The organism is Methylibium rhizosphaerae (assembly GCF_006386545.1).
In the GTDB taxonomy this organism is placed as follows: Bacteria; Pseudomonadota; Gammaproteobacteria; order Burkholderiales; family Burkholderiaceae_C; genus Pseudorivibacter; species Pseudorivibacter rhizosphaerae.
The window spans coordinates 21,377-46,828 of the sequence record NZ_SWAR01000004.1 but is presented as its reverse complement, the minus strand read 5'-3'; the positions used below and the strand labels follow the sequence as shown (position 1 = coordinate 46,828).

The following is a 25,452-nucleotide window of genomic DNA, read 5'->3' as shown; positions in this document are numbered from 1 at the left end:
AATCCACCAAAGGAGGAGGGTGGAGGAGACAACCTGGGGTGCAAACCGGGCCTGGACCCGTCAGTGCTGCACCGCAATGCCGCCAGTATAGTGCAGTGCAGCAGTTCGTGTAGCGCTGTCCGTAGGGATTGCACTCCAGCGCCGCGGGCACAATTCACACCTTTCGCAGTTCACCCCAGCTCACCATGGAATGCACCGTCAACTGGCAGCCGGCCTCCGGCATGGCCTTCACCGCGGAAACCGGCAGCGGACACATGCTCGCCATGGACGGTGCACCCGACGGCGGCGGCAGGAACCTGGCGCCGCGGCCGATGGAAACGGTGCTGGCCGGCACCGGCGGGTGCACCGCCTACGACGTCGTGCTCATCCTCAAACGCGGCCGGCATGACGTGCGCGGCTGCCAGGTCAAGCTCGATGCCGAGCGCGCTGCGGTGGACCCGAAGGTCTTCACGAAGATCCACATGCATTTCGTCGTGACCGGCAAGGGCTTGCCGCTGGCCGCCGTGGAGCGGGCGGTGCAGCTGTCTCACGAAAAGTACTGCTCGGCCAGCATCATGCTGGCCAAGACCGCCGAGATCACCACCAGCGTCGAACTCGTCGAGGCCTGAGCCCGTCGAGAACAGCCGCTCGGTCGGACCTCTCTCTCAGAGGTGATGCGCGGTGGTGGTCATCACCTTCGCCGCCGCGCGCATCCCCCAGCGCACCGGCATGGGCAGCGGGATCCCACCCGCGCGCTCGGCCTGCAAGGCATGGCGCACCTCGTCGTCGCGCATCTGCTCGACGATCTTGCGCGATGCCACATCGTTGGCCGGCAGGCGGTTGAGGTGGCTTTCGAGGTGCTGCTCCACCTGCCTCTCGGTCTCGACCACGAAGCCCAGGCTGATGCGATCGCTCAGGCGGCCCGCGAGCAGCCCGATGCCGAACGCCCCGGCGTACCACAGCGGGTTCAGCCAGCTCGTGCGGTCGCCGAGTTCGTCGAGCCTTCGTTCAGTCCAGGCGAGGTGGTCTGTTTCGTCGCGGGCCGCTTCCTCGAAGTGAGCCCGCAGCTGCGGCTCCTGAGTCGTGATGGCCTGGGCGGCATACAGGGCCTGCGCGCATACCTCGCCCACATGGTTCACCCGCATGAGGGCTCCGGAAAGCCTTCGCTCTTCTTCGTTGAGCACCGGCGCCTGCGCATCAGGCGATGGTTGAGGGCGTGCCGACTGGTGCCTGCCGAACACCGTTCGAAGTGCGTTGTCCGCTGAGATCAGCAGCGTGTCGATCAGGGTCATGCGATGGCTTCGGTTCGGGTGTGAGGCGGGCCCGAAAGCATAGCCGGGAGCGAGGCTCCGGGCCCGCCGGCGAGTGGTTCGGTGAGCGTTGCAAGCCTAGGAATTCCTCGTTGCATGGCGACAACACCCGGGGGTTTTTGGCGGCCAAAACGCTGGCCAGCGCTAGGGGCCTCTGGTGGAATACCGGGCAGCTTCCGATAAGGAGGTTGGCTTGGTCGCGCTGCGCTTCACGGCGCCACCAGGACCTCTTCTTCAACCTAGGAGATAGTTGCAATGAAAAAATCTCTGCTCGCTCTCGCAGTGCTGGGCGCTTTCGCGGGTGCAGCTTCGGCGCAGTCGTCGGTCACGGTCTATGGCAAGGTCGACATGGGCCTGGGCAAGACCATCGCCTCTGAGGACAAGCAGGTGCGCGATGCCGCCGGCAGCCGTCTCGGCTTCCGTGGCGTCGAGGACCTCGGCGGCGGCCTGGCTGCCGTCTTCGGCTTCGAGCATCGCTTCAACCCTGACACCGGCACCGACGCGTCGACCGGCGGCAGCACCTTCTGGAACGGCTACTCCAACGTGGGTCTGCGCGGCGGTTTCGGTGCCGTGACCCTGGGTCGTCATTACACCGCGGCCTTCACGGACATCCAGAACCAGATCGACCCGTTCGGCGGTGACACGGTCGCTGCTCTGCGCGGCGTGGGCATCCTCCCCGGAAGCGGCTCCGGAGCCAACGCGTCCATCGCCAAGGTGCGCGTGGCTGACTCCATCCGCTATGACGTCGCGGCTGCCGGCTTCAAGGTTGCTGCCACGATCGCCGAAGCGACTCAGCCGGGTTGCACGACCGCCTGCCCGGATCGTCCGTTCTCCATCGCCGGCAGCTACGCTGGCGGTCCGCTGTTCGTGGGCTTCGGCTACGAGAATCCGCAAGGCGCCAACGACAAGATCTGGACGCTGGGTGGTCGCTACACCTTCGCTCCGGTGACCCTGCGTGCAGGCCTGAGCAGCGGCACGAACAACACCAACAACAAGCTGCGTTCCTGGCTGCTCGGCGCGTCGATCAAGGTTGGCGCCGCTGGCGACATCCTGGCTGGCTATGCTGTTGCGAAGAACCGTACGACCAACACCGACATCTCGAAGCGGCTCGGTCTCGGCTACCGCCACAATCTCTCCAAGCGCACGTTCCTGTACGCTGACTTTGCCCGTGAGAGCGTGAATGCAGCAGCGCTGGTGTCTGGCTCGACCAACAACTTCGAAAAGAACGGCTACGACTTCGGCATCCAGCACAACTTCTGATCGACACGCGCGCCAGCGCGTTTCATCAGCGAGTTCAAAGGCCGCCCTCGGGCGGCCTTTTTCATTTCCTCACTCCAATGATGCGGGACTTCCCTTTTGACGAGGGGCATGCGATTTGCAGATCATTGGCCTTTCTTTCAGGGGTCATCCACCATGCTGAAATGCAAACAGGCGGCGCGCACCATTACCGTGGTTGCGCTGCTTTCCTCGGCTGCGCTGCTTCACCACAACGTGCAGGCAAAGACCTTCAAGTGGGCCAGCGCGAGCGACATCCCGACGTGGGACATCCATTCCCAGAACAACGCACTGGGCAACGGCGTCCACGCTTCGGTCTACGAGTCGCTGTTCTATTACAACCGCAAGTTCGAACTGGAGCCGGTGCTGGCCACCGGACACAAGCAGTTGAACCCGACGCAGTTGCGCGTCAGCCTGCGCAAGGGCGTCACGTTCCAGGATGGTGCGGCCTTCAATGCCGACGACGTGGTGTTCTCGCTCACCCGTGCAATGGAGAAGACCTCGAACTACGGCGTCTACACCCAGGGCATCGACAAGGTGGTGAAGGTCGATGACTTCACCATCGACATCTTCACCAAGGGCCCCAACCCGGTGCTGCTGCGCCAGCTGACCGAGCTGCGCATGATGGACAAGGAGTGGGCCGAAAAGAACAAGTCCACGTCGCCCAAGGACATCAAGACCAAGGAAGAGAACTTTGCGCACCGCAACGCCAACGGCACCGGTCCGTACATGCTCAAGAGCTGGGACCAGGACGTGAGGATGGTGCTGGTCGAGAACCCCAACTGGTGGGGCAAGAAGGCCGGGCTGGGCGGCGGCGGCAACGTCACCGAGATCGTCTATACGCCGATCAAGGCCGAGGCCACGCGAGTCGCGGCCCTGCTGTCCGGCGAGGTCGACATGATCCTCGACCCGTCACCCGCCGATCTCGCGCGGCTGCGCGGCAACCCGCAGCTCAAGGTGCTCGACGGTGTCGAGAACCGCACCATCTTCTTCGGCATGGACCAGTTCCGCGACGAACTGCCCGGCTCCAACGTCAAGGGCAAGAACCCGCTCAAGGACGTGCGGGTGCGCAAGGCTCTGTACCAGGCGATCGACATCAACGCGATCCAGAAGAACATCATGCGCGGGCTGGCCGAGCCGACCGGCACGCTGATCGCACCGCAGGTCAACGGCTGGACCAAGAAGGTCGACGTGCGCTACCCGTACAGCGTCGACGCGGCGAAAAAGCTGCTCGAGGAAGCCGGCTATGCGGGCGGCTTCGAGGTCGACTTTGCCTGCCCGAACAACCGCTACATCAATGACGAGGAAACCTGCCAGGCGGTGACCGCCATGTGGGCACGCATCGGCGTGAAGGCGAAGCTGCGCACCCTGCCGCTGGTGACCTACTTCCCGATGATCCAGCGCTATGAGGCCAGCATCTACATGCTCGGCTGGGGCGTGCCCACCTTCGATGCGCTGTACTCGCTGCAATCGCTGGTGCGCACCGTGGGCGCGCAGGGCGACGGCAACTACAACGTGGGCCGCTACAGCAACCCGCAGATGGACGCGCTGATCGAGCGCATCAAGAAGGAAGTCGATCAGAAGAACCGCAACGACCTGATCGAGCAGGCGCTGGCCCTGTCGCACCAGGATGTCTCGCACATCCCGCTGCACAACCAGGTGATCCCGTGGGCCATGAAGAAGAACATCGACATGTACCACCGGGCCGACAACCGCATCGAGATGCGCAGCGTGAAGGTCAACTGAGCCGGTTCGCCCGTCCATGTTGGCCTTCATTCTTCGCCGCCTCGTGCAGGCGGTCATCGTGATGCTCGCGGTGGCCTTCATCGCCTTCATGCTGTTCCAGTACGTGGGCGATCCGGTCACCAACCTGCTGGGGCAGGACGCCACGCCGGAACAGCGCGACCAGCTGCGCGCCGACCTCGGTCTCGACCAGCCGTTCTTCGTGCAGTTCGCCCACTTCGTGGGCAACGCGGCACAGGGCGAGTTCGGGCTCAGCCTGCGGCAGGGGCGCAAGGTGTCCACACTGATCGTCGAGCGCTTCCCCGCGACCATGGAGCTGGCCCTGTCGGCCGCGGTGCTCGCGCTGGTGGTGGGCGTGCCGATGGGCGTGCATGCGGCGTTGCGGCGCGGCAGCTTCATGTCGCAGGTGATGATGACGCTGTCGCTGCTCGGCGTGTCGCTGCCGACCTTCCTCATCGGCATCCTGCTGATCCTGGTGTTCGCAGTCACCCTCAAGTGGCTGCCGAGCTTCGGCCGCGGCGAGGTGGTGGGGCTGGGCGCCTGGAGCACCGGCTTCCTGACGGCCGACGGGCTGCGGCACCTGATCCTGCCCTCGGTCACGCTGGCGATCTTCCAGCTCACGCTGATCATGCGCCTGGTGCGCGCCGAGATGCTGGAGGTGCTGCGCACCGACTACATCAAGTTCGCCCGTGCGCGGGGCCTGTCGAACCGGGCGGTGCACTTCGGTCATGCGCTGAAGAACACGCTGGTACCGGTGATCACCATCACCGGCTTGCAGCTGGGCGGCCTCATCGCGTTCGCCATCATCACCGAGACGGTGTTCCAGTGGCCCGGCATGGGGCTGCTGTTCATCCAGGCGGTCACCTTCGCCGACATTCCGGTGATGGCGGCCTACCTCTGCCTCATCGCGCTGATCTTCGTCCTCATCAACCTGTTCGTCGACCTGCTGTACTTCGCGGTCGATCCACGCTTGCGCATCGAACGGCCCGCTGGAGGGCACTGACATGCTCGCCAACATTCATCACGGCACCTATCAGCGCCTGGCCGGCTGGCACAAGGAGCTCACCGCGTTCCGCCGCGACCTGCATGCCCACCCGGAGCTCGGCTTCGAGGAGGTGCGCACCGCGGGCCGCATCGAGCAGGCGCTGAAGCTCGCCGGCTGCGACGAGGTGCACGCCGGCATCGGCAGGACCGGCGTGGTCGCGGTGATCCGCGGCGGCGGTGGCGGCCATGGCGCGATCGGCCTGCGCGCCGACATGGACGCCTTGCCGATGCGCGAAGAGAACGACGTGCCGTGGCGTTCGACCCAGGCCCACCTGATGCACGGCTGCGGCCACGACGGGCACATGACCATGCTGGTGGGAGCCGCAAGGTACCTGGCGCAGACGCGCCGCTTCTCCGGCACTGCGGTGCTGATCTTCCAGCCGGGCGAAGAGGGTCATGCGGGCGCGAAGGCGATGATCGAAGACGGCCTGTTCGACCGGTTCCCGGTCGATGCCGTGTACGCCATGCACAACTGGCCCAGCCTGCCGGCCGGCACCATCGCGGTGAGCCCGGGCCCGATGATGGCGGCGGCCGACCGCATCGAGATCACCATCAACGGCAAGGGCGGGCACGGCGCCCACCCGTACATGGCGGTGGACCCTGTGCTGGTGGCTGCGCACATCATCACGGCCGCGCAAAGCCTGGTATCGCGCAACGTGAACCCGCTCGACAGCGCCGTGCTGAGCCTGTGCGCGGTGCAGTCCGGCGACCTCGGCGCCTTCAGCGTCATCCCGCGCCAAGCGCAGCTCATCGGCACGGTGCGCACCTTCAAGCGCGAGGTGCAGGACATGATCGAGGAGCGGCTGGGCCGCCTGGTCGAGTCGGTGGCGGTGGGCTTCGGCGCCACCGCCGTGCTGAAGTACGAGCGCATGTACCCCGCCACCATCAACACGCCGGCCGAAGCGGCGTTTGCCGCCGACGTGGCCGCCGCACTGGTCGGCCCCGAGCGGGTGGTGCGCGACCTGGCGCCGAGCATGGGCGCCGAGGACTTTGCCTTCATGCTGCAGGTCAAGCCAGGCGCCTACCTGCGCATCGGGCAGGGGGGCGAGAACAACTGCTTCCTGCACAACAGCCGATACGACTTCAACGACGACATCCTGCCGCTCGGCGCCGCGTTGCTGGCCTCGCTGGTCGAGGGCGGCATGCCGGTGCAGAGCTGAGCCTGCTTGCGAGGTGCCCATGAAAACCGCAAAGCTCCTGCTTTCCTGCGCGTTGACGCTGGCCTGTGCCGCGGCTGCGCAGGCCGTGACCCTGCGTGTGGCGAACCAGGGCGACGCTCAGTCGATGGACCCGCATTCGCTCAACGAGTCGATGCAGCTCAGCTTCACCGGCAACGTCTACGAACCCCTGGTCGCGCGCGACAAGCAGCTCGGCCTGGTGCCGGGGCTCGCCACCAGCTGGAAGCAGACCTCGCCCACGGTGTGGCGCTTCGAGCTGCGCAAGGGCGTGAGCTTCCACGACGGCACGCCGTTCTCGGCCGACGACGTGGTGTTCAGCTTCAAGCGCGCTGCCGGCGAAGGCTCCGACATGCGCAGCTACACCTCGTCGATCAAGGAAGTGCGCCGCGCTGGAGACGCCGTCGAGATCGAGACGGCGGCGCCGTTTCCCATCCTCCCCGACGTCATCACGCTGGTGTACGTGATGAGCCGGAAATGGTGCGAGGACAACAAGGCCGAACGGCCGGTGGACCGCCGCAGGGGCATCGAGAACACGGCATCGTTCAAGGCCAACGGGACCGGGCCGTTCAAGCTGAAGGAGCGCCAGCCGGGCGCCCGCACGGTGCTCGTGCGCAACTTCAGCTACTGGGGCAAGGTCGAGAGCAATGTCGACGAGGTCGTCTTCACGCCCATCGGCAACGACGCCACGCGTGTGGCAGCGCTGCTGTCCGGCGAGGTCGACGTGATGGAGCCGGTGCCGCTGCAGGACGTCGAGCGCCTGAAGGCCAATGTTGGCCTCAAGGTGATGCAGGGCCCGGAGCTGCGCACCATCTTCCTGGGCATGGACCAGAAGCGCGACGAGCTGCTGCACTCCAGCGTGAAGGGCAGGAACCCCTTCAAGGACCGGCGGGTGCGCCAGGCCTTCTACCAGGCCATCGACATCGAGACGGTCCGCAGCCGCGTGATGCGCGGCGCCGCCACGCCCACCGCGCTGATGGTCGCGCCGGCGGTGAAGGGCTTCGTGCCTGAGCTCAACAAGCGGCTGCCGTACGACCCCGAGGCTTCCAGGAAGCTGCTGGCCGAGGCGGGCTATCCGGGCGGCTTCGAGGTCAGCCTGAACTGCCCGAACGACCGCTACGTGAACGACGGCGAGATCTGCCAGGCGGTGGCCGCGAACCTCGCGCGCGTGGGGGTCAAGGTCAACCTGCAGACCGAGACCAAGAACACCTACTTCCCCAAGATCCTGAGCCGCAACACCAGCTTCTACCTGCTGGGCTGGAGCCCGGGCACCTACGACTCCCACAATCCGCTCACGGCGCTGATGGCCACGCCCAACGACAAGGGGCAGGGCCAGTTCAACCTCGGCTCCTACAGCAATCCGAAAGTCGACGAGCTGACGATGAAGATCCAGGCCGAGACCGACCCCGCACGCCGCAACGCGCTGATCCGCGAGGCCTTCGAGCTCCATGCGGCCGACGTCGGGCACATCCCGCTGCACCAGCAGGCGCTGGCCTGGGCCATGAAGAAGAACGTCGAGCTCGTGCAGCTTCCCGACAATTTCATGCCCTACAAATGGATCTCGGTGAAGTGATGGGAGCCGCCCGCGAATGACCACAACAGTTCTCCAACGCTTCTTCGACGGCGACGTCTGGTACAGCTTCCGCACGTCGCCGGTGGCCATCGGTGCAGCGGTCATCGCCTTCGTGTGCATCTTCTGCGCGGCGTTTGCCGGCTATGTGGCGCCGCACAACCCTTTCGACCTCGCCACGCTGGAACTCGGCGACGCGCGGCTGCCGCCCGCCTGGATGGACGAGGGCAGCACCAAGTACCTCCTCGGCACCGACGACCAGGGCCGCGACATCCTGTCGGCGCTGATGTACGGCGCACGCATCTCGCTGTTCGTCGGGCTTGCCTCGGTGGTGCTGTCGATGGTGGTGGGCGTCGGCCTGGGGCTGCTGTCCGGCTTCGTGGGCGGCAAGACCGACGCTTTCATCATGCGGCTGTGCGACGTCATGCTTTCGTTCCCGGCCATCCTCGTGGCGCTGCTGATCGACGGCGTGGGCCGGGCGCTGTTCCCCAATGCGCACGACTCGCTGGCCTTCACCGTGCTCATCCTGTCGATCGCGGTGACCAAGTGGGTCGACTATGCGCGCACGGTGCGCGGCTCCACCATGGTGGAGCGCAACAAGGAATACGTGCAGGCCGCGCGGGTGATCGGCGTGTCGTCGCTGCGCATCATGCGCCGCCACGTGCTGCCCAACGTGCTGGGCCCGGTGCTGGTGCTGGCGACCATCCAGGTGGCCCAGGCCATCATCATCGAGGCCACCTTGTCCTTCCTGGGTGTGGGCGTTCCGCCCACCTCGCCGTCGCTCGGTACGCTCATTCGCATCGGCAACGACTTCCTGTTCAGCGGCGAGTGGTGGATCACGATCTTTCCCGGCGCGATGCTGGTGCTGATCGCCCTCTCGGTGAACCTGTTGGGCGACTGGCTGCGTGACGCCCTGAACCCGCGACTGCGCTGAATCCATGGCCACACCTGCTCAACACAACGCCCTGCTCGAGGTGCGCAACCTGCGCGTCGAGTTCCCTTCGCGCCGCGGCACGCTGGTCGCGCTCGACGACATCTCCTTCGACATCGCACCCGGCGAGATCCTCGGCGTGGTGGGCGAGTCGGGCGCCGGCAAGTCGCTCACCGGCGCATCGATCATCGGCCTGCTGGAGCCGCCCGGCCGCATCGCGTCCGGCGAGGTCCGCCTCGAAGGCCAGCGGATCGACAACCTGCCCTACGAGCAGATGCGCAAGATCCGCGGACGCAAGATCGGGGCGATCTTCCAGGACCCGCTCACGTCGTTGAACCCGCTGTACACGGTGGGCCGCCAGCTGGTCGAGACCATCCAGACCCATCTCGGGCTCGGCAAGGCCGAGGCGCGGGAGCGGGCGATCCGGCTGCTCAAGGAGACCGGCATCCCGGCGGCCGAGGCTCGGATCGACCACTATCCGCACCAGTTCTCGGGCGGCATGCGCCAGCGTGTCGTCATTGCGCTGGCGCTGGCGGCAGACCCGAAGCTCATCGTGGCCGACGAGCCGACCACCGCGCTCGACGTGTCGATCCAGGCGCAGATCATTTCGCTGCTCAAGCGGCTGTGCAAGGAGCACGGCGCCGCGGTGATGCTGGTGACCCACGACATGGGCGTGATCGCCGAGACCTGCGACCGCGTGGCCGTGATGTATGCCGGGCGCATTGCCGAAATCGGGCCGGTGCAGTCGGTCATCCATGCGCCGGCGCATCCGTACACCGTCGGCCTCATGGGCTCGATACCCGCCATGGACGAAGAGCGCGAACGCCTGACCCAGATCGACGGCTCGATGCCGCGGCTCAATGCGATTCCGCGCGGCTGCGCCTTCAACCCTCGCTGCCCGAGGGCCTTCGACCGCTGCCGCCTCGAGCGGCCCGAACTGATGGACGCCGGCGCCACGCGTGCCGCCTGCTGGCTGCATGCCACCGACGTGATGCGGGAGGCGGCGTGATGTCGGCTTCGCTGGTGGAGGTGAACGACCTCGCAAAGGTGTTCGACGTGTCGGCCCCGTGGCTCAACCGGGTGGTCGAGCGCAAGCCCAGGCAATACGTCTATGCGGTCGACGGCGTCAGCTTCTCGATCGAGCGCGGCAAGACGCTGGCGCTGGTGGGTGAATCAGGCTGCGGCAAGAGCACCGTGGCGCGGCTGCTGGTGGGGCTGTATGCGCCCACGCGCGGCAAGGTCGGCTTCGACGGCATCGACACGGCGCAGGGCTTCGGCGACGGCAACGGCGGCGGTGGTGGTGGTGGTGGCAAGGCGCTGCGCCGGCGCATGCAGATGATCTTCCAGGACCCGTATGCCAGCCTCAATCCTCGCTGGAAGGTGGAGGCGATCATCGGCGAGCCGCTGCTGGAGCATGGGCTCATCCAGGGCAGGTTCGAGCTGCGCGAGCGGGTCGGCGAGCTGCTCCAGTCCGTTGGGCTGGCGGCGGCCGACATGGAGAAGTTCCCGCACCAGTTTTCGGGGGGCCAGCGCCAGCGCATCTCGATCGCCCGCGCGCTGGCCACCCAGCCGGAGTTCCTGGTGTGCGACGAGCCGACGTCGGCGCTCGACGTGTCGGTGCAGGCGCAGGTGCTCAACATCATGAAGGACCTGCAGCGCCAGCGCGGCCTCACCTACCTGTTCATTTCACACAACCTCGCGGTGGTGCGGCATGTGAGCGACGACGTCGGCGTGATGTACCTGGGCCGCCTCGTCGAGCTCGCGCCGAAGCGCACGCTGTTCGCACAGCCGCGGCACCCCTACACCCGCATGCTGCTCGACGCGATACCGGACATCCATATGAGCGGTCGTGCCCGCACGCCGGTGCAGGGTGAGGTGCCCAATCCGCTGAGCCCGCCCAGCGGCTGTGCCTTCCACCCGCGCTGCCCGCATGCCAACGAACGCTGCAAGGCCGAGCGGCCGGTCCTGGCCGACTTCGCCGGCATCAAGGTGGCCTGCCATGCGGTGACCGAAGGCCGGATCTGACCGGCCGGGGCTGCCCTCAAGCCGAGGGCAGCAGCTTCTCGAGGCGGAACAGTTCGTTCGCGGCTTCGCGCTCGCGGATCAACCAGGCCTGGTCGCCGTCGACCATGACTTCGGCCGCGCGCCCGCGTGTGTTGTAGTTGCTGGCCATGCTCATGCCATAGGCGCCGGCCGACAGCACCGCCAGCGTGTCGCCGGGCTGCACTGCCAGCGAACGGTCGCGGCCCAGCCAGTCGCCCGACTCGCACACCGGGCCGGCGACGTCCCAGGTGAGGGCCGCAGTGTCGTCGCGCTGCCGGCAGGCGACGATCTGCATGTAGGCCTCGTACATGGCCGGGCGCATCAGGTCGTTCATCGCCGCATCCACGATGCAGAAGTTCTTGGCCTCGCCCGGCTTGAGGTACAGCACCTCGGTGACCAGCACGCCCGCGTTGCCGACCAGAGAGCGGCCCGGCTCGAACAGGATCTCGCGGTGGCCATGGCCGCGCTCGTCGATGCGCGCGAGCAGCCGTCGCACCAGCGCCTCGGCGCTGGGCGGTGTCTCGTCGGTGTAGGTGATGCCCAACCCGCCGCCGAGGTCGAGGTGGTGCAGGGCGATGCCGGACTGTTCCACCGCTTCGACGAGGTCGAGCACCCGGTCGAGTGCATCGAGATAGGGGCCGGTTTCGGTGATCTGGGAGCCGATGTGGCAATCGATGCCTGCGACCGCGAGGCCCGGCAGCTGTGCGGCGCGTTGGTAGGTGACCACGGCGCGCTGGTGCGCGATGCCGAACTTGTTGCCCTTCAGGCCGGTGGAGATGTAGGGATGGGTGCCGGCGTCCACGTCGGGGTTGACGCGCAGGCTCACCTGCGCGGTGCGGCCGCATTCGACCGCCACCTGCGACAGCAGCTCCAGCTCGGGCTCGCTTTCCACGTTGAAGCAGCGCACGCCCGCTTCCAGCGCACGGCGCATTTCGGCGCGCGTCTTGCCGACGCCGGAGAACACCACCTTGGACGGGTCACCGCCGGCGGCCAGCACGCGTTCGAGCTCGCCGCCCGACACGATGTCGAAGCCGCAGCCCGCCTGCGCGAAGGTCTGCAGCACCGCCAGGGTCGAGTTGGCCTTCATCGCGTAGCAGATGAGGTGCCTGCGCCCCGCCAATGCCCGCTGGTAGGAGGCCAGCGACGCCAGCATCGCGCTTCGCGAATACACATAGAGCGGCGAGCCGTGGCGCCGCGCCAGCGCATGCAGCGAGCAGCCTTCGATGAACAACTCGGAGCCGCGATAGGCCACGAAAGGGGAGCCGGGCAGGATCATTTACTTGGAGGAGGAGGCAGGGGCCGAGGCGGCGGGAGCGGGTGCAGGCAGGTAGAGCGCGCCCTTCTGGCCGCAAGCTCCGAGGGCCATCAGCCCCGCGAGCAGGCAAGCACCTACCGCGAGTGATGGAACGCGCCTGCCTAGAATCCTGAAGTGTTGACGCATCACGGCATTCTAAAGATGAGCACCGAGCACCCATCACCTTCGACGCTGACCGACAGCGAGTACCAGGCCCTCACGCGGGCAGTGTTGTCAGGCATCGAGGCCCACATCGACCGGTGGCTGCAGGAGGACGTGATCGACATCGACTCCAGCCGCACCGGGGGCTTGCTGGAGCTGAGCTTTCCGAACGGCAGCAAGATGGTCATCAACACACAGCCACCCCTGCACGAGCTGTGGCTGGCTGCGCGCAGCGGCGGCTTCCACTTCCGCTATGCCGGCGGGCGCTGGGTGGACACCAAGTCGGGCCAGGAGTTCTTTGCGGAGCTTTCGGCCCGCGCCAGCGAGCAGGCCGGCCGGGCGCTGGTGTTCGAGCCGCCCGCCGTCAGTTCTTGAACAGGTCGAGGATGCTCTTCTTCTCTTCGGTGTCGGCCGCCGTGGGGGCCGTCTTGTCCTCGAGGCCAAGGCTGGCGATGCCGCCGCCGTGTGCGTACTCTTCGTAGTACCACTCGCCGCCGATGTTGAGGACGCCTTCGGGCGCCTGTGCTTCCTGCACCGGCACGCCCTTGAGCGCATAGCTCATGTAGTCGATCCACACCGGCAGCGACAGGCCGCCGCCGGTTTCGCGGCTGCCCAGCTTGCGCGGCTGGTCATAGCCGATCCAGACGACCGCCACGAGGCTCGGGTGGAAGCCCGCGAACCAAGCATCCATCGAGTCGTTGGTCGTACCCGTCTTGCCGTAGATGTCGGTCCGCTTCAGCGTGGTCTGTGCCCGGGCTGCGGTGCCCGAGCGCGTGACCTCCTGCAGCAGGCTGGTCATCACGAAGGCGTTGCGGGCGTTGAGTGTGCGCATGCTCTCGTCCAGCGGGACGGGTTTCGGCTCGGCCAGCACCCGCCCTTTGGAGTCGGTCACCTTGGTCACGAGCATCGGATTGATCCGGTAACCGCCGTTGGCAAACACCGCATACGCGTCGGCCATCTGCATTGGCGTCACCGAGCCGGCGCCGAGGGCCATGGTGAGGTAGGCGGGGTGCTTCTCGGTCTCGAAGCCGAAGCGTGACACCCACTCCTGCGCGTAGCCAGGGCTGACGGCCTGCAACACGCGGATCGACACCATGTTCTTCGACTTGGCCAGGCCGCGGCGCAGCGACATCGGGCCTTCGAAGGTGCCGTCGTAGTTCTTGGGCTCCCAAGGCTGGCTGCCGGTGGTGTCAGCGCCGAAGAACAGCGGCGCGTCGTTCACCACCGTGGCGGGCGTGAAACCTTTCTCGAGTGCTGCGGAATAGATGAAGGGCTTGAAGCTCGAGCCAGGCTGGCGCCAAGCCTGCGTCACGTGGTTGAACTTGTTCTTCGCATAGTCGAAGCCGCCCACCATCGCGCGGATGTGCCCGGTGCGCGGGTCCATGGCGACGAAAGCGCCTTCCACCTCGGGCAACTGCGTGATCGACCACACGTCCTTCGCGCCCTTGACCATGCGGATCACCGCGCCCCGGCGGATGCGGACCTTCGGGTTGGCCTTTTCGGACAGGCCCGAAGCGGCCGGGCGCAGCCCTTCACCGGTGATCGTGATCGTTTCGCCGTTCTGCAGGGCTGCCACCACCTTCTTCGCGTCGGCCTCCAGCACCACGGCAGCCTTGACTTCGTCGTTGTCGGGGTGCTCTTCCAGCGCTTCTGCGATGCGCGCATCGAGCGACTTGGGGTCTGCGGGGAGGTCAATGTAGCCCTCCGGGCCGCGATAGAACTGGCGGCGCTCGTAGTCCATGATCCCCCTGCGAAGCGCGCGGTAGGCCACCGTCTGCTCCGGTGCCAGCACCGAGGTGTAGACGTTCAGCCCCCGCGTGTAGGCGTCTTCGCCGTACTGGCTGAAGATCAGCTGCCGTGCCACCTCGGCCACGTACTCGGCATGCACCGGCATGGCCAGCGGGGCGCGGTACTTGAGTTCCTGCGCCTTGGCTTCGTCGTGCTGCTCTTCGGTGATGAAGGCGTTCTCGTACATCCGGTCGATGATGTACTGCTGCCGCAGCTTCGCGCGCTTCGGGTTCACGATCGGGTTGTAGGCCGACGGTGCCTTGGGCAGGCCAGCCAGCATGGCGGCCTCTGCCACCGTCAGGTCCTTCAGCGGCTTGCCGAAGTAGATCTCGCTGGCGGCGGCAAACCCATAGGCGCGCTGCCCCAGGTAGATCTGGTTCATGTAGACCTCGAGGATCTGGTCCTTGGTCAGCAAGGTCTCGATCTTCAGGGCCAGCAGGATCTCGTAGATCTTGCGGGTGAAGGTCTTCTCGGTGGACAGGTAGAAGTTGCGCGCCACCTGCATCGTGATGGTGGAGGCGCCCTGGCTCTTGGCCTCGCTGAACTGGGCCAGCCCGGCGCGGATGACGCCAAGGTAGTCCACGCCCTGATGCTGGTAGAAGCGTGCATCCTCGATGGCCAGCACCGCGTCCTGCATCACCTTCGGGATCTCGCGGATGGGTACGAAGTTGCGCCGCTCCTCGCCGAACTCGCCAATCATCACGCCGTCGGCTGCGTAGACGCGCATCGGCAGCTTGGGCCTGTAGTCGGTGAGGCCGCTGATCTCGGGAAGGTTCGGATACGCCACCGCCAGCGCAATGGCGACCATCATGGCCACTAGCAGCGTGGCTGCCGCCGCCAGCCCCAGCAGCCACGTGAAATAGCGGGCGACGCCTTGAGCCCAAGGCGGAAGTGACGAAAACAGGCGAACGGGAGCGTCGCGCTCAACTTGGCTCATGGGCCTCCAAGGGGGTTGCGCGGGAAATTATAGGAAGCGGTCTGACGCGGCTCCGAACTCGCCCCGACGGTTCGGGAAGGGGCCTCAGGGCTTTCCCTTTGGGCGCTGTGACAGTGTGTAAGACGTCGGCGTTTCGCAACTATGGCGCACTCTCCGAACCGGAAAAAGCTTTGTTGCACAAAGACTTTACTGCTAGCATTGAAGTAACTTATTAACAATCCAGGCGTGCTTTTGCCTGGGCGTGTTGGGGGACGGGCGTGGGATTTCTTGACGTTCTGTTGGGCCGCAAGCATTCGCCGCTCATCGGGCTCGATATCAGTTCGTCGAGCGTGAAGCTGGTGGAACTGGGCCAGTCGAGTTCTGGCGAATATGTGGTCGAGCGGTTTGCGACCGAGAGCTTCGAAAAAGGCTGGATCACCGACGGCCAGATCGAGAAGTTCGATGAAGTGGCCGAAGCCGTGAAGCGGGTGGTCGTCAAGAGCGGCACCAGGACCAAGCATGTGGCGATGGCGATGCCCCAGTCGGCGGTCATCACCAAGAAGATCATGCTGCCCGCGGGCCTGCGCGAAGAAGAGATGGAGCTGCAGGTCGAGTCCGAGGCCAACCAGTACATCCCCTTCTCGCTCGACGAGGTAAGTCTCGACTTCTGCGTCATCGGGCCGAGTGCCACCTCGGTGGGAGACGTCGAAGTGCTGATCGCCGCGTCGCGCAAGGATCGCGTGCAGGACCGGCAAGGCCTGGCCGAAGCCGCCGGCCTCAAGCCTGTGGTGCTCGACATCGAGTCGCACGCTTCGCGGCTGGCCATGGGCCGTGTCGTCAGCTCGCTGCCCAATGAGGGGCGCGATGCGCTGGTGGCACTGTTCGAGATCGGCGCCGACACCACCAGTCTCAAGGTGCTGCGCGACGACGAGATGCTCTACGACCGCGACCAGGCCTTTGGCGGGTCGCAGCTCACTCAGCTGATCTCGCGTCAGTACGGCTTCTCCTTCGAGGAGGCCGAGCAGAAGAAGCTGTCGGCCGACCTGCCGGAGGACTACGAGGCTTCCATCCTCGCGCCCTTCGTCGACAGCCTGTCGCAGGAAATCGGCCGGGCGCTTCAGTACTTCTTCACCAGCACGCCGCATCACAAGGTGCATTACGTGATGCTGGCCGGCGGCACAGCCACCCTGCCTGGCCTGAAGGAGCGGGTGACCGAGCTGACCGGCTTCGCATCGATGGTGGTGAACCCGTTCGACAACATGAAGCTCGGCTCCGCCGTTCGCGAAAGCAAGCTGCGTCGTGAAGCGCCGTCGTACCTCACGGCTTGCGGCCTGGCGATGCGGAGGTTCCTGCAATGATCCTCATCAACCTATTGCCGCACCGCGAGGAAAAGCGGGCGCGGCGGAAGCAGGCGTTTTTCGCCGGCTTGGGGCTGGCTGCCGTCGCCGGTATTGCCGTCGCCGGTGTCTGGTACCTCGTGCTGCAGCAGATGATCACCACGCAGCAGGAACGCAATGCCTACCTGACGGCCGAGATCAAGAAGCTGGAAGAGCAGATCAAGGACATCGCCACCTTGCGTGCCGAGATCGAGGCGCTCAAGGCGCGGCAGAAGGCGGTCGAGGACCTCCAGACCGATCGCAACATGCCTGTCCACCTGCTGAACGAGCTGGTCAAGCAGACGCCGGAGGGCGTGTATCTGACAGCCGTCAAACAAGACGGCCAGAACGTCACGGTCACCGGCGTTGCACAGACCAACGAGCGGGTTTCCGAGTTCCTGCGCAACACGGCCTACAACTCGCCCTGGGTCCAGCGACCCGAGCTGGTGGAGATCAAGGCTGCGAACATCACCACCGCGAACAAGGAGCAGAAGCGACTGTTCGACTTCTCGGTCCGGCTCGGATTGAAGCGGCCGCAAGACGTGGCGGCTGCCGCAGCGGGGGCATCTGCACCTGCAGCCGGCGCCTCCGCGGTTCCCGCCGCCAAGCCCGGCACCCCGGTGGCCTCCAAGCAACCCTGAGGCACCCCATGGCGACAAAACCCAAGCTCAATGTCGACCTCAACTCGGTCCTCGAGCAAGCCGCCTCCCAATTCCGGGGGCTGAATCCGAACGAGCCCGGCCAGTGGCCGACTCTGCCCAAGCTGGCCGCCTTCGTAGCCCTGGCAGTGGTGATGGTGGTGCTCGCCTGGTTCCTGCTGCTTTCAAGCACCACGGACGAGTTGGAAGCTGTACGCGCGAAGGAGCCGACCCTCAAGTCCGACTACCGGAGCAAGCTCAGCCAAGCGATCAACCTGGGCGAATTGCGCAAGCAGAAGCTGCAAGTCGAGGAGTACGTGACCCAACTCGAGAAGCAGTTGCCGGGCAAGGCAGAAATGGACGCATTGCTGTCCGACATCAACCAGGCCGGGCTTGGCCGCGGCCTTCAGTTCGAGCTGTTCCGGCCCGGCCAGGTGGTCGCCAAGGAGTACTACGCCGAGCTGCCGATCGCAGTGAAGGTCTCCGGGCGGTATCACGACATCGGGTCGTTCGCGGCCGATGTGGCCAACCTGTCCCGGATCGTGACGCTGCACAACCTCAACATCACTGCCAACAAGGACGCCAGCGGCGTGCTGGCCATGGAGACGACGGCGCGCACCTACCGTTACCTCGACCCGACGGAAGTGGCAGAGCAGAAGGCTGCAGCTGCCAAGAGCAAGAGCAAGACTCCGGGGGGCGCCAAGAAATGAGGTACAGCAACCTCCCCATGCTTCTTGCCGCGCTGGCAGCGGCCGCCCTGAGCGGTTGTTCGGGTGACCAGGACGAACTGCAGCAGTGGATGGAGCAGCAAAAGCGCGAGGTGCGCCCGAACGTGCCTCCGCTGTCGCCGCCGAAGAAATTCGACCCCCAGCCCTATCTGGCGCTGAGCAGTGTCGAGCCTTTCAGCACGCAAAAGTTGGTGGTGGCGCTCAAGCAGGAAGCGCGGCAGCCGAATTCCCTGCTGGCGGCCGAAGTGAACCGTCGCAAGGAGCCGCTGGAAGCGTATCCGCTGGATAACCTGGCCATGGTCGGCAGTGTGTCCAAGCAGGGCCGCCAGTACGCACTGCTGAAGGTCGATAGCCTGCTCTACCAGGTGAAGGTGGGCGACTACATCGGCCAGAACTACGGAAAGATCACCAAGATCTCCGAAACCGAAATCGCGCTTCGGGAGATCGTTCAGGACGCTGCAGGCGAGTGGATCGAGCGCGTCACCACGCTGCAGCTTCAGGAGAAAGCGCGATGAAGAGCATTCAGGAGACACGGATCATGACGATGTGGCGGGCACGAGTGTTGGCGCTCGCTGTGTTCTTCGGCGCACCCGCGCTCGCATGGGCACAAAACGCCATTCAATCGATCAACACGAGCACTCAGGCGGGCGCGGAAGTCGTGCGCATCGAGTTCTCGGAGCCGCTGGCCACTGCGCCCGCCGGGTTCGCGATCCAGACGCCTCCCCGTATCGCGCTGGATCTTCCCGGCGTCGGCAATGCGCTGGGCCGCAACAGCATCGACATCAACCAGGGCAACGTCCGATCGGCGAGCGTGGCGCAGGCGGGTGAACGTACGCGCCTGGTGCTGAACCTCAAGCAGCCGGCCAACTACAAGACGCAGGTCCAGGGCAAGGCGTTGCTGGTCGTGCTGGAGTCGACACAACAGGCAGCCGCTGCAGCTGCATCCTCCGAGCCCGTGCACTTCGCCGAGAGCCAGAATCGCGCTCAGCTGGCGCTCAAGGACATCGACTTCCGTCGTGGACAAGACGGTGCCGGCCGTGTCGTGGTGGAACTGCCCAACACCCAGGTGGGTGTCGACATCCGCCAGCAAGGTCAGAGCCTGGTGGTCGAGTTCCTGCGCTCCACCTTGCCTGAGAGCTTGCGCCGTCGCCTCGACGTCACCGACTTCGGCACGCCCGTGCAAACCGTGTCTGCGTTCCAGAACGGCGATCGCGTGCGCATGGTGGTCGAACCTCGTGGCAACTGGGAGCACAGCGCCTACCAGACGGACAACCAGTTCGTGCTGGAAGTCCGCCCGCAGAAGGTCGACCCGAACAAGCTCACGCAAGGACCTGGCTATGCGGGCGAGAAGCTGTCGCTGAACTTCCAGAACATCGAAGTTCGCTCGCTGCTGCAAGTCATCGCCGACTTCACCAACTTCAACGTCGTGACCAGCGACACGGTGACCGGCAGCGTGACCCTGCGCCTGAAGGACGTCCCCTGGGACCAGGCGCTCGACATCATCCTGCAGGCGAAGGGACTGGGCCTGAAGAAGTCGGGCAATGTGATCTGGATCGCGCCCAAGGACGAGCTGGCTGCCAAGGAAAAGCTCGACCTCGAGGCGAAGGTTCAGGTTGCCCAGCTCGAACCGCTGCGCACGCAAGCCTTCCAGCTCAACTACACGAAGGCTGAAGAGGTAGCCAAGGGCCTCACGGGTCAAAGCACCGGTGGGGCGCAGCCCACCCGCATTCTGTCGCCTCGTGGCAGCGTCATCTTCGAAACGCGGACCAATCAGCTGTTCGTCAACGACATCCCATCCAAGCTCGAAGAGATCACGGGGCTGATCGCCAAGATCGACATCCCGGTGCGCCAGGTGCTGATCGAGGCGCGCATCGTCGAAGCTGACGACCGGTTCGGCCGTTCTCTGGGCGCGAAGCTGGGCGCGGCGGACATGCGTGGCCTCCGTGGCGGCACGCCCGGCTGGAGCGTCGGCGGCAACAACCGTGTGGCCGTCACCGGCAACTACCTGGGCGTCGGTGAACAGACCCGTCAGGCTGAAGTCACCGGCGAGAGCTACATCCCCAACACGCAGTTCGTGAACCTGCCTGCTACCGGCCAGCTGGGCTTCAACGCCGCAAGCTTTGCGCTCTCGTTGTTCGGCGCCAGCTCGAACCGGTTCCTGAACCTGGAACTGTCCGCACTCGAAGCAGACGGCAAGGGCAAGATCGTGTCGAGCCCGCGTGTGATCACCGCCGACCAGGTGAAGGCCCTCATCGAGCAAGGTACGGAGCTGCCTTACCAGACGGCGACCTCCAGCGGCGCAACGGCCATCGCCTTCCGCAAGGCCAACCTGAAGCTCGAAGTGACGCCTCAGATCACGCCCGAGGGCAACATCATCCTGGACGTCGACGTGAACAAGGACAGCGTCGGTCGCCAGACTGCCGCCGGCTTCGCGATCGATACCAAGCACGTCAAGACACAAGTGCTGGTGGAAAACGGCGGTACGGTGGTGATCGGCGGCATCTTCGAGCAACTCGAGCGCGACGAAGTCACCAAGGTGCCCCTGCTGGGCGACATCCCGGTGCTGGGTAACCTCTTCAAGCAGAGAACGCGCACGGCCAACAAGTCGGAGCTGCTCGTGTTCCTGACGCCGAAGGTCATTACCGATAGGTCGGCTGCACGTTGATCGTGCGTGTCAATTAAGTGCTTTGCGAGAACAAGTCATGAATCTTTTCAAGTGGGTCGCCTCAGGGGCGGTGACGCTCGCCATCCTGGCCGGTTGCGGCGGCGGCGGAGGAAGCTCTGGGACGCCGCCATTCGGTGGCGGCGGCGGGACCACCCCGACGCCCGGCCCGACGCCGACGCCGGCACCAACTGTCGTTGCGGTTGACGTGTTGACCAGCTCGCCCCAGATGGGCACGGGCGGCGACGCGATCACGGTCACGGCCGTCGTGAAAGGCACGGGCAACGTAGCGCTCGCAGACACACCGGTGATGTTCTCTAGCGATACCGGTACGCTGACCGGCGTGTCGGCCGTTACTGATGACAACGGCATTGCAACGGCCAGCGTGTCGGTCGGCGCCAACAAGTCGAACCGAACCGTGGCGGTAACGGCGACCGCAGGAACCGTATCCGGGTCGGTGAACATCGAAGCGACCGGTACCACGCTTTCCTATGCGGGTGAAACGACCGTGGCGTTCAGCGGCACCAGCTCGATGACGGTGACAGCGACCGACTCCAAAGGGATCGCCATCGCCAACTTGCCCATCACTGTGGCAAGTTCGCTCGGCAACGGGTTGTCCTCGACAAGCCTGACCACCAACGCTTCGGGTTTGGCGTCAGTCACATACACCGCTACCAACTCCGGGACCGATCAAGTGACGTTTACCGGCGGTGGTGTGGTGCGAACCACGTCGGTGATCATCAGCGGTGAGAACTTCCAGTTCGTGAGCCCGGCCGCCAACACGGCTGTTCCGGTTGGAACCTGGCAAGAAATCAGGGTCCGCTACGTCCAGGGCGGGCAACCGCAGGCCGGCCGAACCGTCAACTTCGCCGCCACTGCGGGCGAGGTCGAAACCGCCACCATCGTCACCAATGCAAGCGGTGAGGCCACCACCCGTGTCCGCTCTGCCACGGCAGCTCCCGCTATCGTGCAAGCCACGTTGACCGGTACTCCGCCTGCACAGGCGACCTTGCCGGTCGAATTCGTGGCCACTGTCGCTGCCAAGTTGGTGCTGCAAGTTTCGCCCACCGCGATTGGCCCAAACGCCAGCGGATCCACCGCTCAGCAGGCGAAGCTGCTTGCAACTGTGACGGATGCCAACGGCAACCCGGTGAAGGGTGCCACGGTCAACTTCAGCCGTCTGGTTGACCCGAGCGGCGGCAACCTGTCGCAAGCTTCCGGTCTGACCGACAGCGCGGGTCAGGCATCGGTTCAGTATGTCGCCGGGGCGCTCACGACGGCCAGCAATGGTGTGCAGGTGCGGGCCACCGTTGCGGGGACCGCCGTGTCCGGTGACGCCAGCCTTACGGTGAACCAGAGCGCGCTGTTCATCGCTCTGGGCACGGGCAACACGATCATCAACATCGATGATCAGACCTACCAGAAGGATTGGGTGGTTTACGTCACGGATGCCAACGGTGTTGCCGTTCCGAACGTGACCCTCACGATGAAGGTCCTGCCGGTGGAGTACCTCAAGGGCAGGCTGGCCGTGGGAAGCGGCGGTTGGGGCTACAGCGCTAGCACGATCTCGACTTGCGCGAACGAAGACAGCAACTTCAACGGTGTTCTGGACGTTGCCCTCAACGAAGACGCCAACAGTAACGGCATCCTGGAGCCTGGCAACGTCATCTCGTTGTCCAGGGGAACGGTGACCACTGACGCCCAGGGTCGTGCGACCGTGTCACTCATCTACGCAGAGAGCTACGCGCTGTGGGTACGCGTCACGCTGCGTGCCGAAGCAGTGGTCGCCGGTACTGAGTCCAGCAAGGAAGTCACGTTCATTGTTCCGGCATTGGCAAGCGATCTCAGCAACACCAACTCGAGTCCCGCTGGTGTCGTGAGCCCGTTCGGCGTCAACGCATGTGCCGTGGCGAACTGATGCAAAGGTGCTGATATCGCTAGTCGGCATGCCCGGCGGGGGCAAGTCCACCGTCGGGAAACAATTGGCCCGCAGGTTGCGGGCCAATTTCGTTGATACGGACGCAGCGATCGAGCGACGAATAGGCCAGACTATTCGCACGTTCTTCGAGGAACACGGAGAGGCAGCCTTTCGCGACGTCGAGTCCGAGGTGTTGCGCTCGCTGACAGGCGAAGCCGGGGCCGGACCGGCGGTGTTGGCAACCGGGGGCGGTATCGTCCTGCGTCCTGCCAACCGCGAACTGCTGCGGAAGCACAGCTCAGTCGTCTATCTGCACTCGGGGCCGGAAGAGCTCTTCAAGCGGCTGCGGCATGACACGGTGCGTCCCCTGCTGCAGGGCAAGGATCCGCTCGCCAAGCTGCGGGAGCTCTACCAGCAGCGGCATCCGCTGTACCAGGAAGTTGCGCACTTCACCGTGGAGACGGGGCGCCCCTCCATTGCCACGCTGGTGAACACGGTGCTGATGCAGCTGGAACTCGCGGGTGTGCTGGTCCCGGGTTTCCCTCAGTCGCCCGTGGAGAACGGTAACGCCCGCCGTTGAGCGGCGGGGGCCCGAGTGCCCCGTAAACTAGCCGCATGAGTGAGACACATCCCGCGGCCGCAACGTCGCCTTCGAGCCAGCGCGTACGCATCGAACTCGCCGAGCGCAGCTACCAGATCCTGATCGGCGACGGCCTGGTCGAAGCGGCGTCAACCTGGGCCGCGTTGCCGGGCTCGGCCAGCGCGCTCATCGTGACAAACACGACGGTGGGGCCGCTGTATGGACAGAGGCTCCGGTCCTCGCTGATGAAGCGCCATGGGCGAGTCCATGTGGTGGAACTCCCCGATGGCGAAGCGCACAAGGACTTCCAGACGCTCAACCTCATCTTCGACGCCCTGCTCACCAAAGGCTGCGACCGCAAGACAGTGCTTTATGCCCTGGGTGGCGGGGTCGTCGGCGACATGACCGGCTTTGCAGCCGCGAGCTACATGCGCGGTGTGCCCTTCGTGCAGGTGCCCACCACGCTGCTCGCCCAGGTCGATTCTTCGGTCGGCGGCAAGACCGCCATCAACCACCCGCTGGGCAAGAACATGATCGGCGCGTTCTATCAGCCGCTGCTGGTGGTCTGCGATCTCGACACGCTGGCGACCCTGCCCGGCCGGGAGCTGTCGGCCGGGCTGGCCGAGGTGATCAAGTACGGTCCGATTGCCGACATGAGCTTCTTCGACTGGCTCGAACGCAATCTCGACGCCTTGCTGGCGCGAGACCGCGAGTCACTTGCCCATGCGATCAAGCGCTCGTGCGAGATCAAGGCAGCAGTCGTCGGCGCGGACGAACGGGAGACCGGTCTGCGTGCCATCCTCAACTTCGGACACACGTTCGGGCATGCCATCGAAGCGGGTCTCGGCTATGGGGAATGGTTGCATGGCGAGGCCGTGGGCTGCGGCATGGTCATGGCCGCCGACCTTTCGGTGCGCCTGGGCCTCGTGGAGCCGGCTCTGGCGGAGCGGATCACGGGACTCGTGCGGCGTGCCGGCCTGCCCACAACGGGGCCGGCTCTGGGGGCTGACCGCTACCTCGAACTCATGCGCCTGGACAAGAAATCGGAGGCCGGCGACATCCGCTTCGTCGTCATCGAAAAGCCCGGGCAAGCGGCGTTGCGAGCGGCGCCGGACGGGTTGGTTCGTGAGGTGCTGGAAGCCCACACCGGCTGACGATCGGAAGCGCGCCGCATGCAGCTTGCGCCCTATGCCAGCCACCCGCTGCGCAGCCGTGGCCGCCGCCATCCCGAGCCCGAGGCTCCCACGCGCACTGCCTATCAACGCGATCGCGACCGCATCGTTCACTCCACGGCGTTTCGCCGCCTCGTCTACAAGACCCAGGTCTTCCTCAATCATGAAGGGGATCTGTTTCGCACCCGGCTGACGCACTCGCTGGAAGTCGCGCAGCTGGGCCGGTCCATCGCTCGCTCGCTGGGCCTGAACGAAGACCTCGTCGAGGCGATCGCGCTGGCGCACGACCTGGGCCACACGCCATTCGGCCATGCCGGGCAAGACGCACTCAACCACTGCATGCGCAATGACGGCGGCTTCGAGCACAACCTGCAGTCGTTGCGGGTGGTCGACAAGCTGGAAGAGCGCTATCCGAGCTTCGACGGGCTGAACCTGAGTTTTGAAACTCGCGAAGGCATCCTCAAGCATTGCGCGCGCTCGCGGGCCGAGGCGATCGAGCGGGACGAACCCGGCGGCGTGGCGCGCCGCTTCCTGGACCGCACCCAGCCCAGCCTGGAGGCGCAGCTGTGCAACCTGGCCGACGAGATTGCCTACAACGCCCACGACATCGACGACGGCGTTCGCTCGGGGCTGCTGAGCCTCGAGCAGCTCGAAGCCGTGCCTTTGGTCAGCCGGTTCCGCGAGGCGGCACGGCAGGAGCACCCGGGCCTGGGCGGCCGCCGGCTGCTCTTCGAGACCATCCGGCGCATGTTGTCCGAGCAGGTCTATGACGTGATCGGTGCCACCCGTGCAGCCCTGGAAGCGTGCCGTCCGGCCAGCGCCGAAGACGCAAGGCAGGCGCCCCCGCTCGTCGCCTTCTCCGCTGAAATGCGCGAGGCGAGCACTCAGCTCAAGCGCTTCCTGTTCGCCAACCTCTACCGGCACCCGCAGGTCGTCGAAACCACAGACCGGGCTCGCCAGGTGGTGCAGGAGTTGTTCGACGCCTATGACGCGGCGCCGGCAGAAATGCCCGCAGGCTACGCCGAGACGAACGACAGGCGTCGCGCGATCGCGGATTACATCGCCGGCATGACGGATCGCTTCGCGATCCGGGAACATCAGCGCCTGACCGGCCGCACAGCATTCCCTTGACGACAGGCGCTGCGCCT

23 protein-coding genes are annotated in these 25,452 nt (G+C 65.5%); 19 read left to right on the top strand and 4 right to left on the bottom strand.

All coding sequences use genetic code 11. From position 1 onward, the window contains the following. The first annotated feature begins 185 nt into the window (after window positions 1–185). Window positions 186–608: an OsmC family protein gene (locus E8D38_RS03845; RefSeq protein WP_140626423.1), complete on the top strand. Its 423-nt coding sequence runs from the start codon at window positions 186–188 to the stop codon at window positions 606–608. Window positions 609–644: 36 nt separating this feature from the next. Here E8D38_RS03845 and coq7 read toward each other — a convergent pair whose 3' ends face one another. Then, window positions 645–1,262 (bottom strand): 2-polyprenyl-3-methyl-6-methoxy-1,4-benzoquinone monooxygenase, encoded by a 618-nt coding sequence (gene coq7 / locus E8D38_RS03840; protein ID WP_140626709.1) that lies wholly within the window; start codon window positions 1,260–1,262, stop codon window positions 645–647. A gap of 282 nt (window positions 1,263–1,544) precedes the next feature. On the opposite strand from coq7, the gene E8D38_RS03835 reads away from it, so the two are divergent. The 8 genes from E8D38_RS03835 (at window position 1,545) to E8D38_RS03800 (ending at window position 11,052) form a co-directional block, all read left to right on the top strand. Beyond that, a complete protein-coding gene (locus E8D38_RS03835; RefSeq protein ID WP_140626422.1) occupies window positions 1,545–2,549 on the top strand; it encodes a porin in 1,005 nt (334 codons plus the stop codon). Window positions 2,550–2,702: 153 nt separating this feature from the next. Beyond that, window positions 2,703–4,310 carry an ABC transporter substrate-binding protein gene (locus E8D38_RS03830; protein ID WP_140626421.1) on the top strand — a complete coding sequence of 536 codons (1,608 nt, stop codon included), beginning with the start codon at window positions 2,703–2,705 and terminating at the stop codon, window positions 4,308–4,310. A gap of 16 nt (window positions 4,311–4,326) precedes the next feature. Then, complete coding sequence (locus E8D38_RS03825; protein WP_140626420.1) at window positions 4,327–5,310, top strand: ABC transporter permease; 984 nt, start codon at window positions 4,327–4,329, stop codon at window positions 5,308–5,310. A 1-nt stretch (window position 5,311) separates the two neighbouring features. After that, window positions 5,312–6,511 (top strand): M20 aminoacylase family protein, encoded by a 1,200-nt coding sequence (locus E8D38_RS03820; protein WP_140626419.1) that lies wholly within the window; start codon window positions 5,312–5,314, stop codon window positions 6,509–6,511. 19 nt (window positions 6,512–6,530) lie between these two features. After that, window positions 6,531–8,099, top strand: coding sequence for an ABC transporter substrate-binding protein (locus E8D38_RS03815; protein ID WP_140626418.1), 1,569 nt, complete (start codon window positions 6,531–6,533; stop codon window positions 8,097–8,099). 16 nt (window positions 8,100–8,115) lie between these two features. Further along, window positions 8,116–9,030 carry an ABC transporter permease gene (locus E8D38_RS03810; RefSeq protein WP_140626417.1) on the top strand — a complete coding sequence of 305 codons (915 nt, stop codon included), beginning with the start codon at window positions 8,116–8,118 and terminating at the stop codon, window positions 9,028–9,030. 4 nt (window positions 9,031–9,034) lie between these two features. Beyond that, window positions 9,035–10,036 carry an ABC transporter ATP-binding protein gene (locus E8D38_RS03805; RefSeq protein WP_140626416.1) on the top strand — a complete coding sequence of 334 codons (1,002 nt, stop codon included), beginning with the start codon at window positions 9,035–9,037 and terminating at the stop codon, window positions 10,034–10,036. Beyond that, window positions 10,036–11,052, top strand: a complete 1,017-nt coding sequence (locus E8D38_RS03800) for an ABC transporter ATP-binding protein (RefSeq protein WP_140626415.1) — start codon at window positions 10,036–10,038, stop codon at window positions 11,050–11,052. The genes E8D38_RS03805 and E8D38_RS03800 overlap by 1 nt, the downstream gene beginning before the upstream one ends. A gap of 16 nt (window positions 11,053–11,068) precedes the next feature. Here the strand turns inward: E8D38_RS03800 and lysA are convergent, their stop codons facing one another. Together lysA and lptM are read right to left on the bottom strand one after the other, a co-directional pair. Beyond that, window positions 11,069–12,346 carry a diaminopimelate decarboxylase gene (lysA, locus tag E8D38_RS03795; protein WP_140626414.1) on the bottom strand — a complete coding sequence of 426 codons (1,278 nt, stop codon included), beginning with the start codon at window positions 12,344–12,346 and terminating at the stop codon, window positions 11,069–11,071. Continuing rightward, window positions 12,347–12,511, bottom strand: a complete 165-nt coding sequence (gene lptM, locus E8D38_RS29460; RefSeq protein ID WP_425462744.1) for an LPS translocon maturation chaperone LptM — start codon at window positions 12,509–12,511, stop codon at window positions 12,347–12,349. A 15-nt stretch (window positions 12,512–12,526) separates the two neighbouring features. Here lptM and cyaY point away from each other — a divergent pair, with 15 nt between their 5' ends. After that, window positions 12,527–12,901, top strand: coding sequence for an iron donor protein CyaY (gene cyaY, locus E8D38_RS03790; RefSeq protein WP_140626413.1), 375 nt, complete (start codon window positions 12,527–12,529; stop codon window positions 12,899–12,901). Here cyaY and E8D38_RS03785 read toward each other — a convergent pair. Beyond that, window positions 12,891–15,251, bottom strand: coding sequence for a penicillin-binding protein 1A (locus tag E8D38_RS03785; RefSeq protein ID WP_219851636.1), 2,361 nt, complete (start codon window positions 15,249–15,251; stop codon window positions 12,891–12,893). The two genes, cyaY and E8D38_RS03785, sit on opposite strands and share 11 nt — an antisense overlap. A gap of 257 nt (window positions 15,252–15,508) precedes the next feature. Here E8D38_RS03785 and E8D38_RS03780 point away from each other — a divergent pair, with 257 nt between their 5' ends. Genes E8D38_RS03780 through E8D38_RS03740 form a run of 9 tightly spaced genes read left to right on the top strand, consistent with a single transcriptional unit; the run spans window position 15,509 to window position 25,435 of the window. Then, entirely contained in the window at window positions 15,509–16,588 is a 1,080-nt protein-coding gene (locus E8D38_RS03780) for a pilus assembly protein PilM (protein ID WP_140626412.1), read from the top strand. Then, the gene (locus tag E8D38_RS03775; RefSeq protein WP_140626411.1) at window positions 16,585–17,247 is read left to right on the top strand and encodes a PilN domain-containing protein; all 663 of its coding nucleotides are present in this window, start codon (window positions 16,585–16,587) and stop codon (window positions 17,245–17,247) included. The genes E8D38_RS03780 and E8D38_RS03775 overlap by 4 nt, the downstream gene beginning before the upstream one ends. An 8-nt stretch (window positions 17,248–17,255) precedes the next feature. After that, the gene (locus E8D38_RS03770; RefSeq protein WP_140626410.1) at window positions 17,256–17,954 is read left to right on the top strand and encodes a type IV pilus inner membrane component PilO; all 699 of its coding nucleotides are present in this window, start codon (window positions 17,256–17,258) and stop codon (window positions 17,952–17,954) included. A gap of 17 nt (window positions 17,955–17,971) precedes the next feature. Next, complete coding sequence (locus E8D38_RS03765) at window positions 17,972–18,487, top strand: pilus assembly protein PilP (protein ID WP_246099343.1); 516 nt, start codon at window positions 17,972–17,974, stop codon at window positions 18,485–18,487. Next, window positions 18,484–20,637: a type IV pilus secretin PilQ gene (locus tag E8D38_RS03760; RefSeq protein ID WP_140626408.1), complete on the top strand. Its 2,154-nt coding sequence runs from the start codon at window positions 18,484–18,486 to the stop codon at window positions 20,635–20,637. Before E8D38_RS03765 ends, E8D38_RS03760 begins: the two co-directional genes overlap by 4 nt. Window positions 20,638–20,674: 37 nt before the next feature. After that, window positions 20,675–22,552, top strand: coding sequence for an Ig-like domain-containing protein (locus tag E8D38_RS03755; protein ID WP_140626407.1), 1,878 nt, complete (start codon window positions 20,675–20,677; stop codon window positions 22,550–22,552). A 7-nt stretch (window positions 22,553–22,559) separates the two neighbouring features. Beyond that, window positions 22,560–23,132 carry a shikimate kinase gene (locus tag E8D38_RS03750; RefSeq protein WP_140626406.1) on the top strand — a complete coding sequence of 191 codons (573 nt, stop codon included), beginning with the start codon at window positions 22,560–22,562 and terminating at the stop codon, window positions 23,130–23,132. Between the two features lie 35 nt (window positions 23,133–23,167). Then, complete coding sequence (aroB, locus tag E8D38_RS03745) at window positions 23,168–24,286, top strand: 3-dehydroquinate synthase (protein ID WP_140626405.1); 1,119 nt, start codon at window positions 23,168–23,170, stop codon at window positions 24,284–24,286. Window positions 24,287–24,304: 18 nt separating this feature from the next. After that, window positions 24,305–25,435: a deoxyguanosinetriphosphate triphosphohydrolase gene (locus tag E8D38_RS03740; RefSeq protein ID WP_140626404.1), complete on the top strand. Its 1,131-nt coding sequence runs from the start codon at window positions 24,305–24,307 to the stop codon at window positions 25,433–25,435. Window positions 25,436–25,452 lie beyond the last annotated feature (17 nt).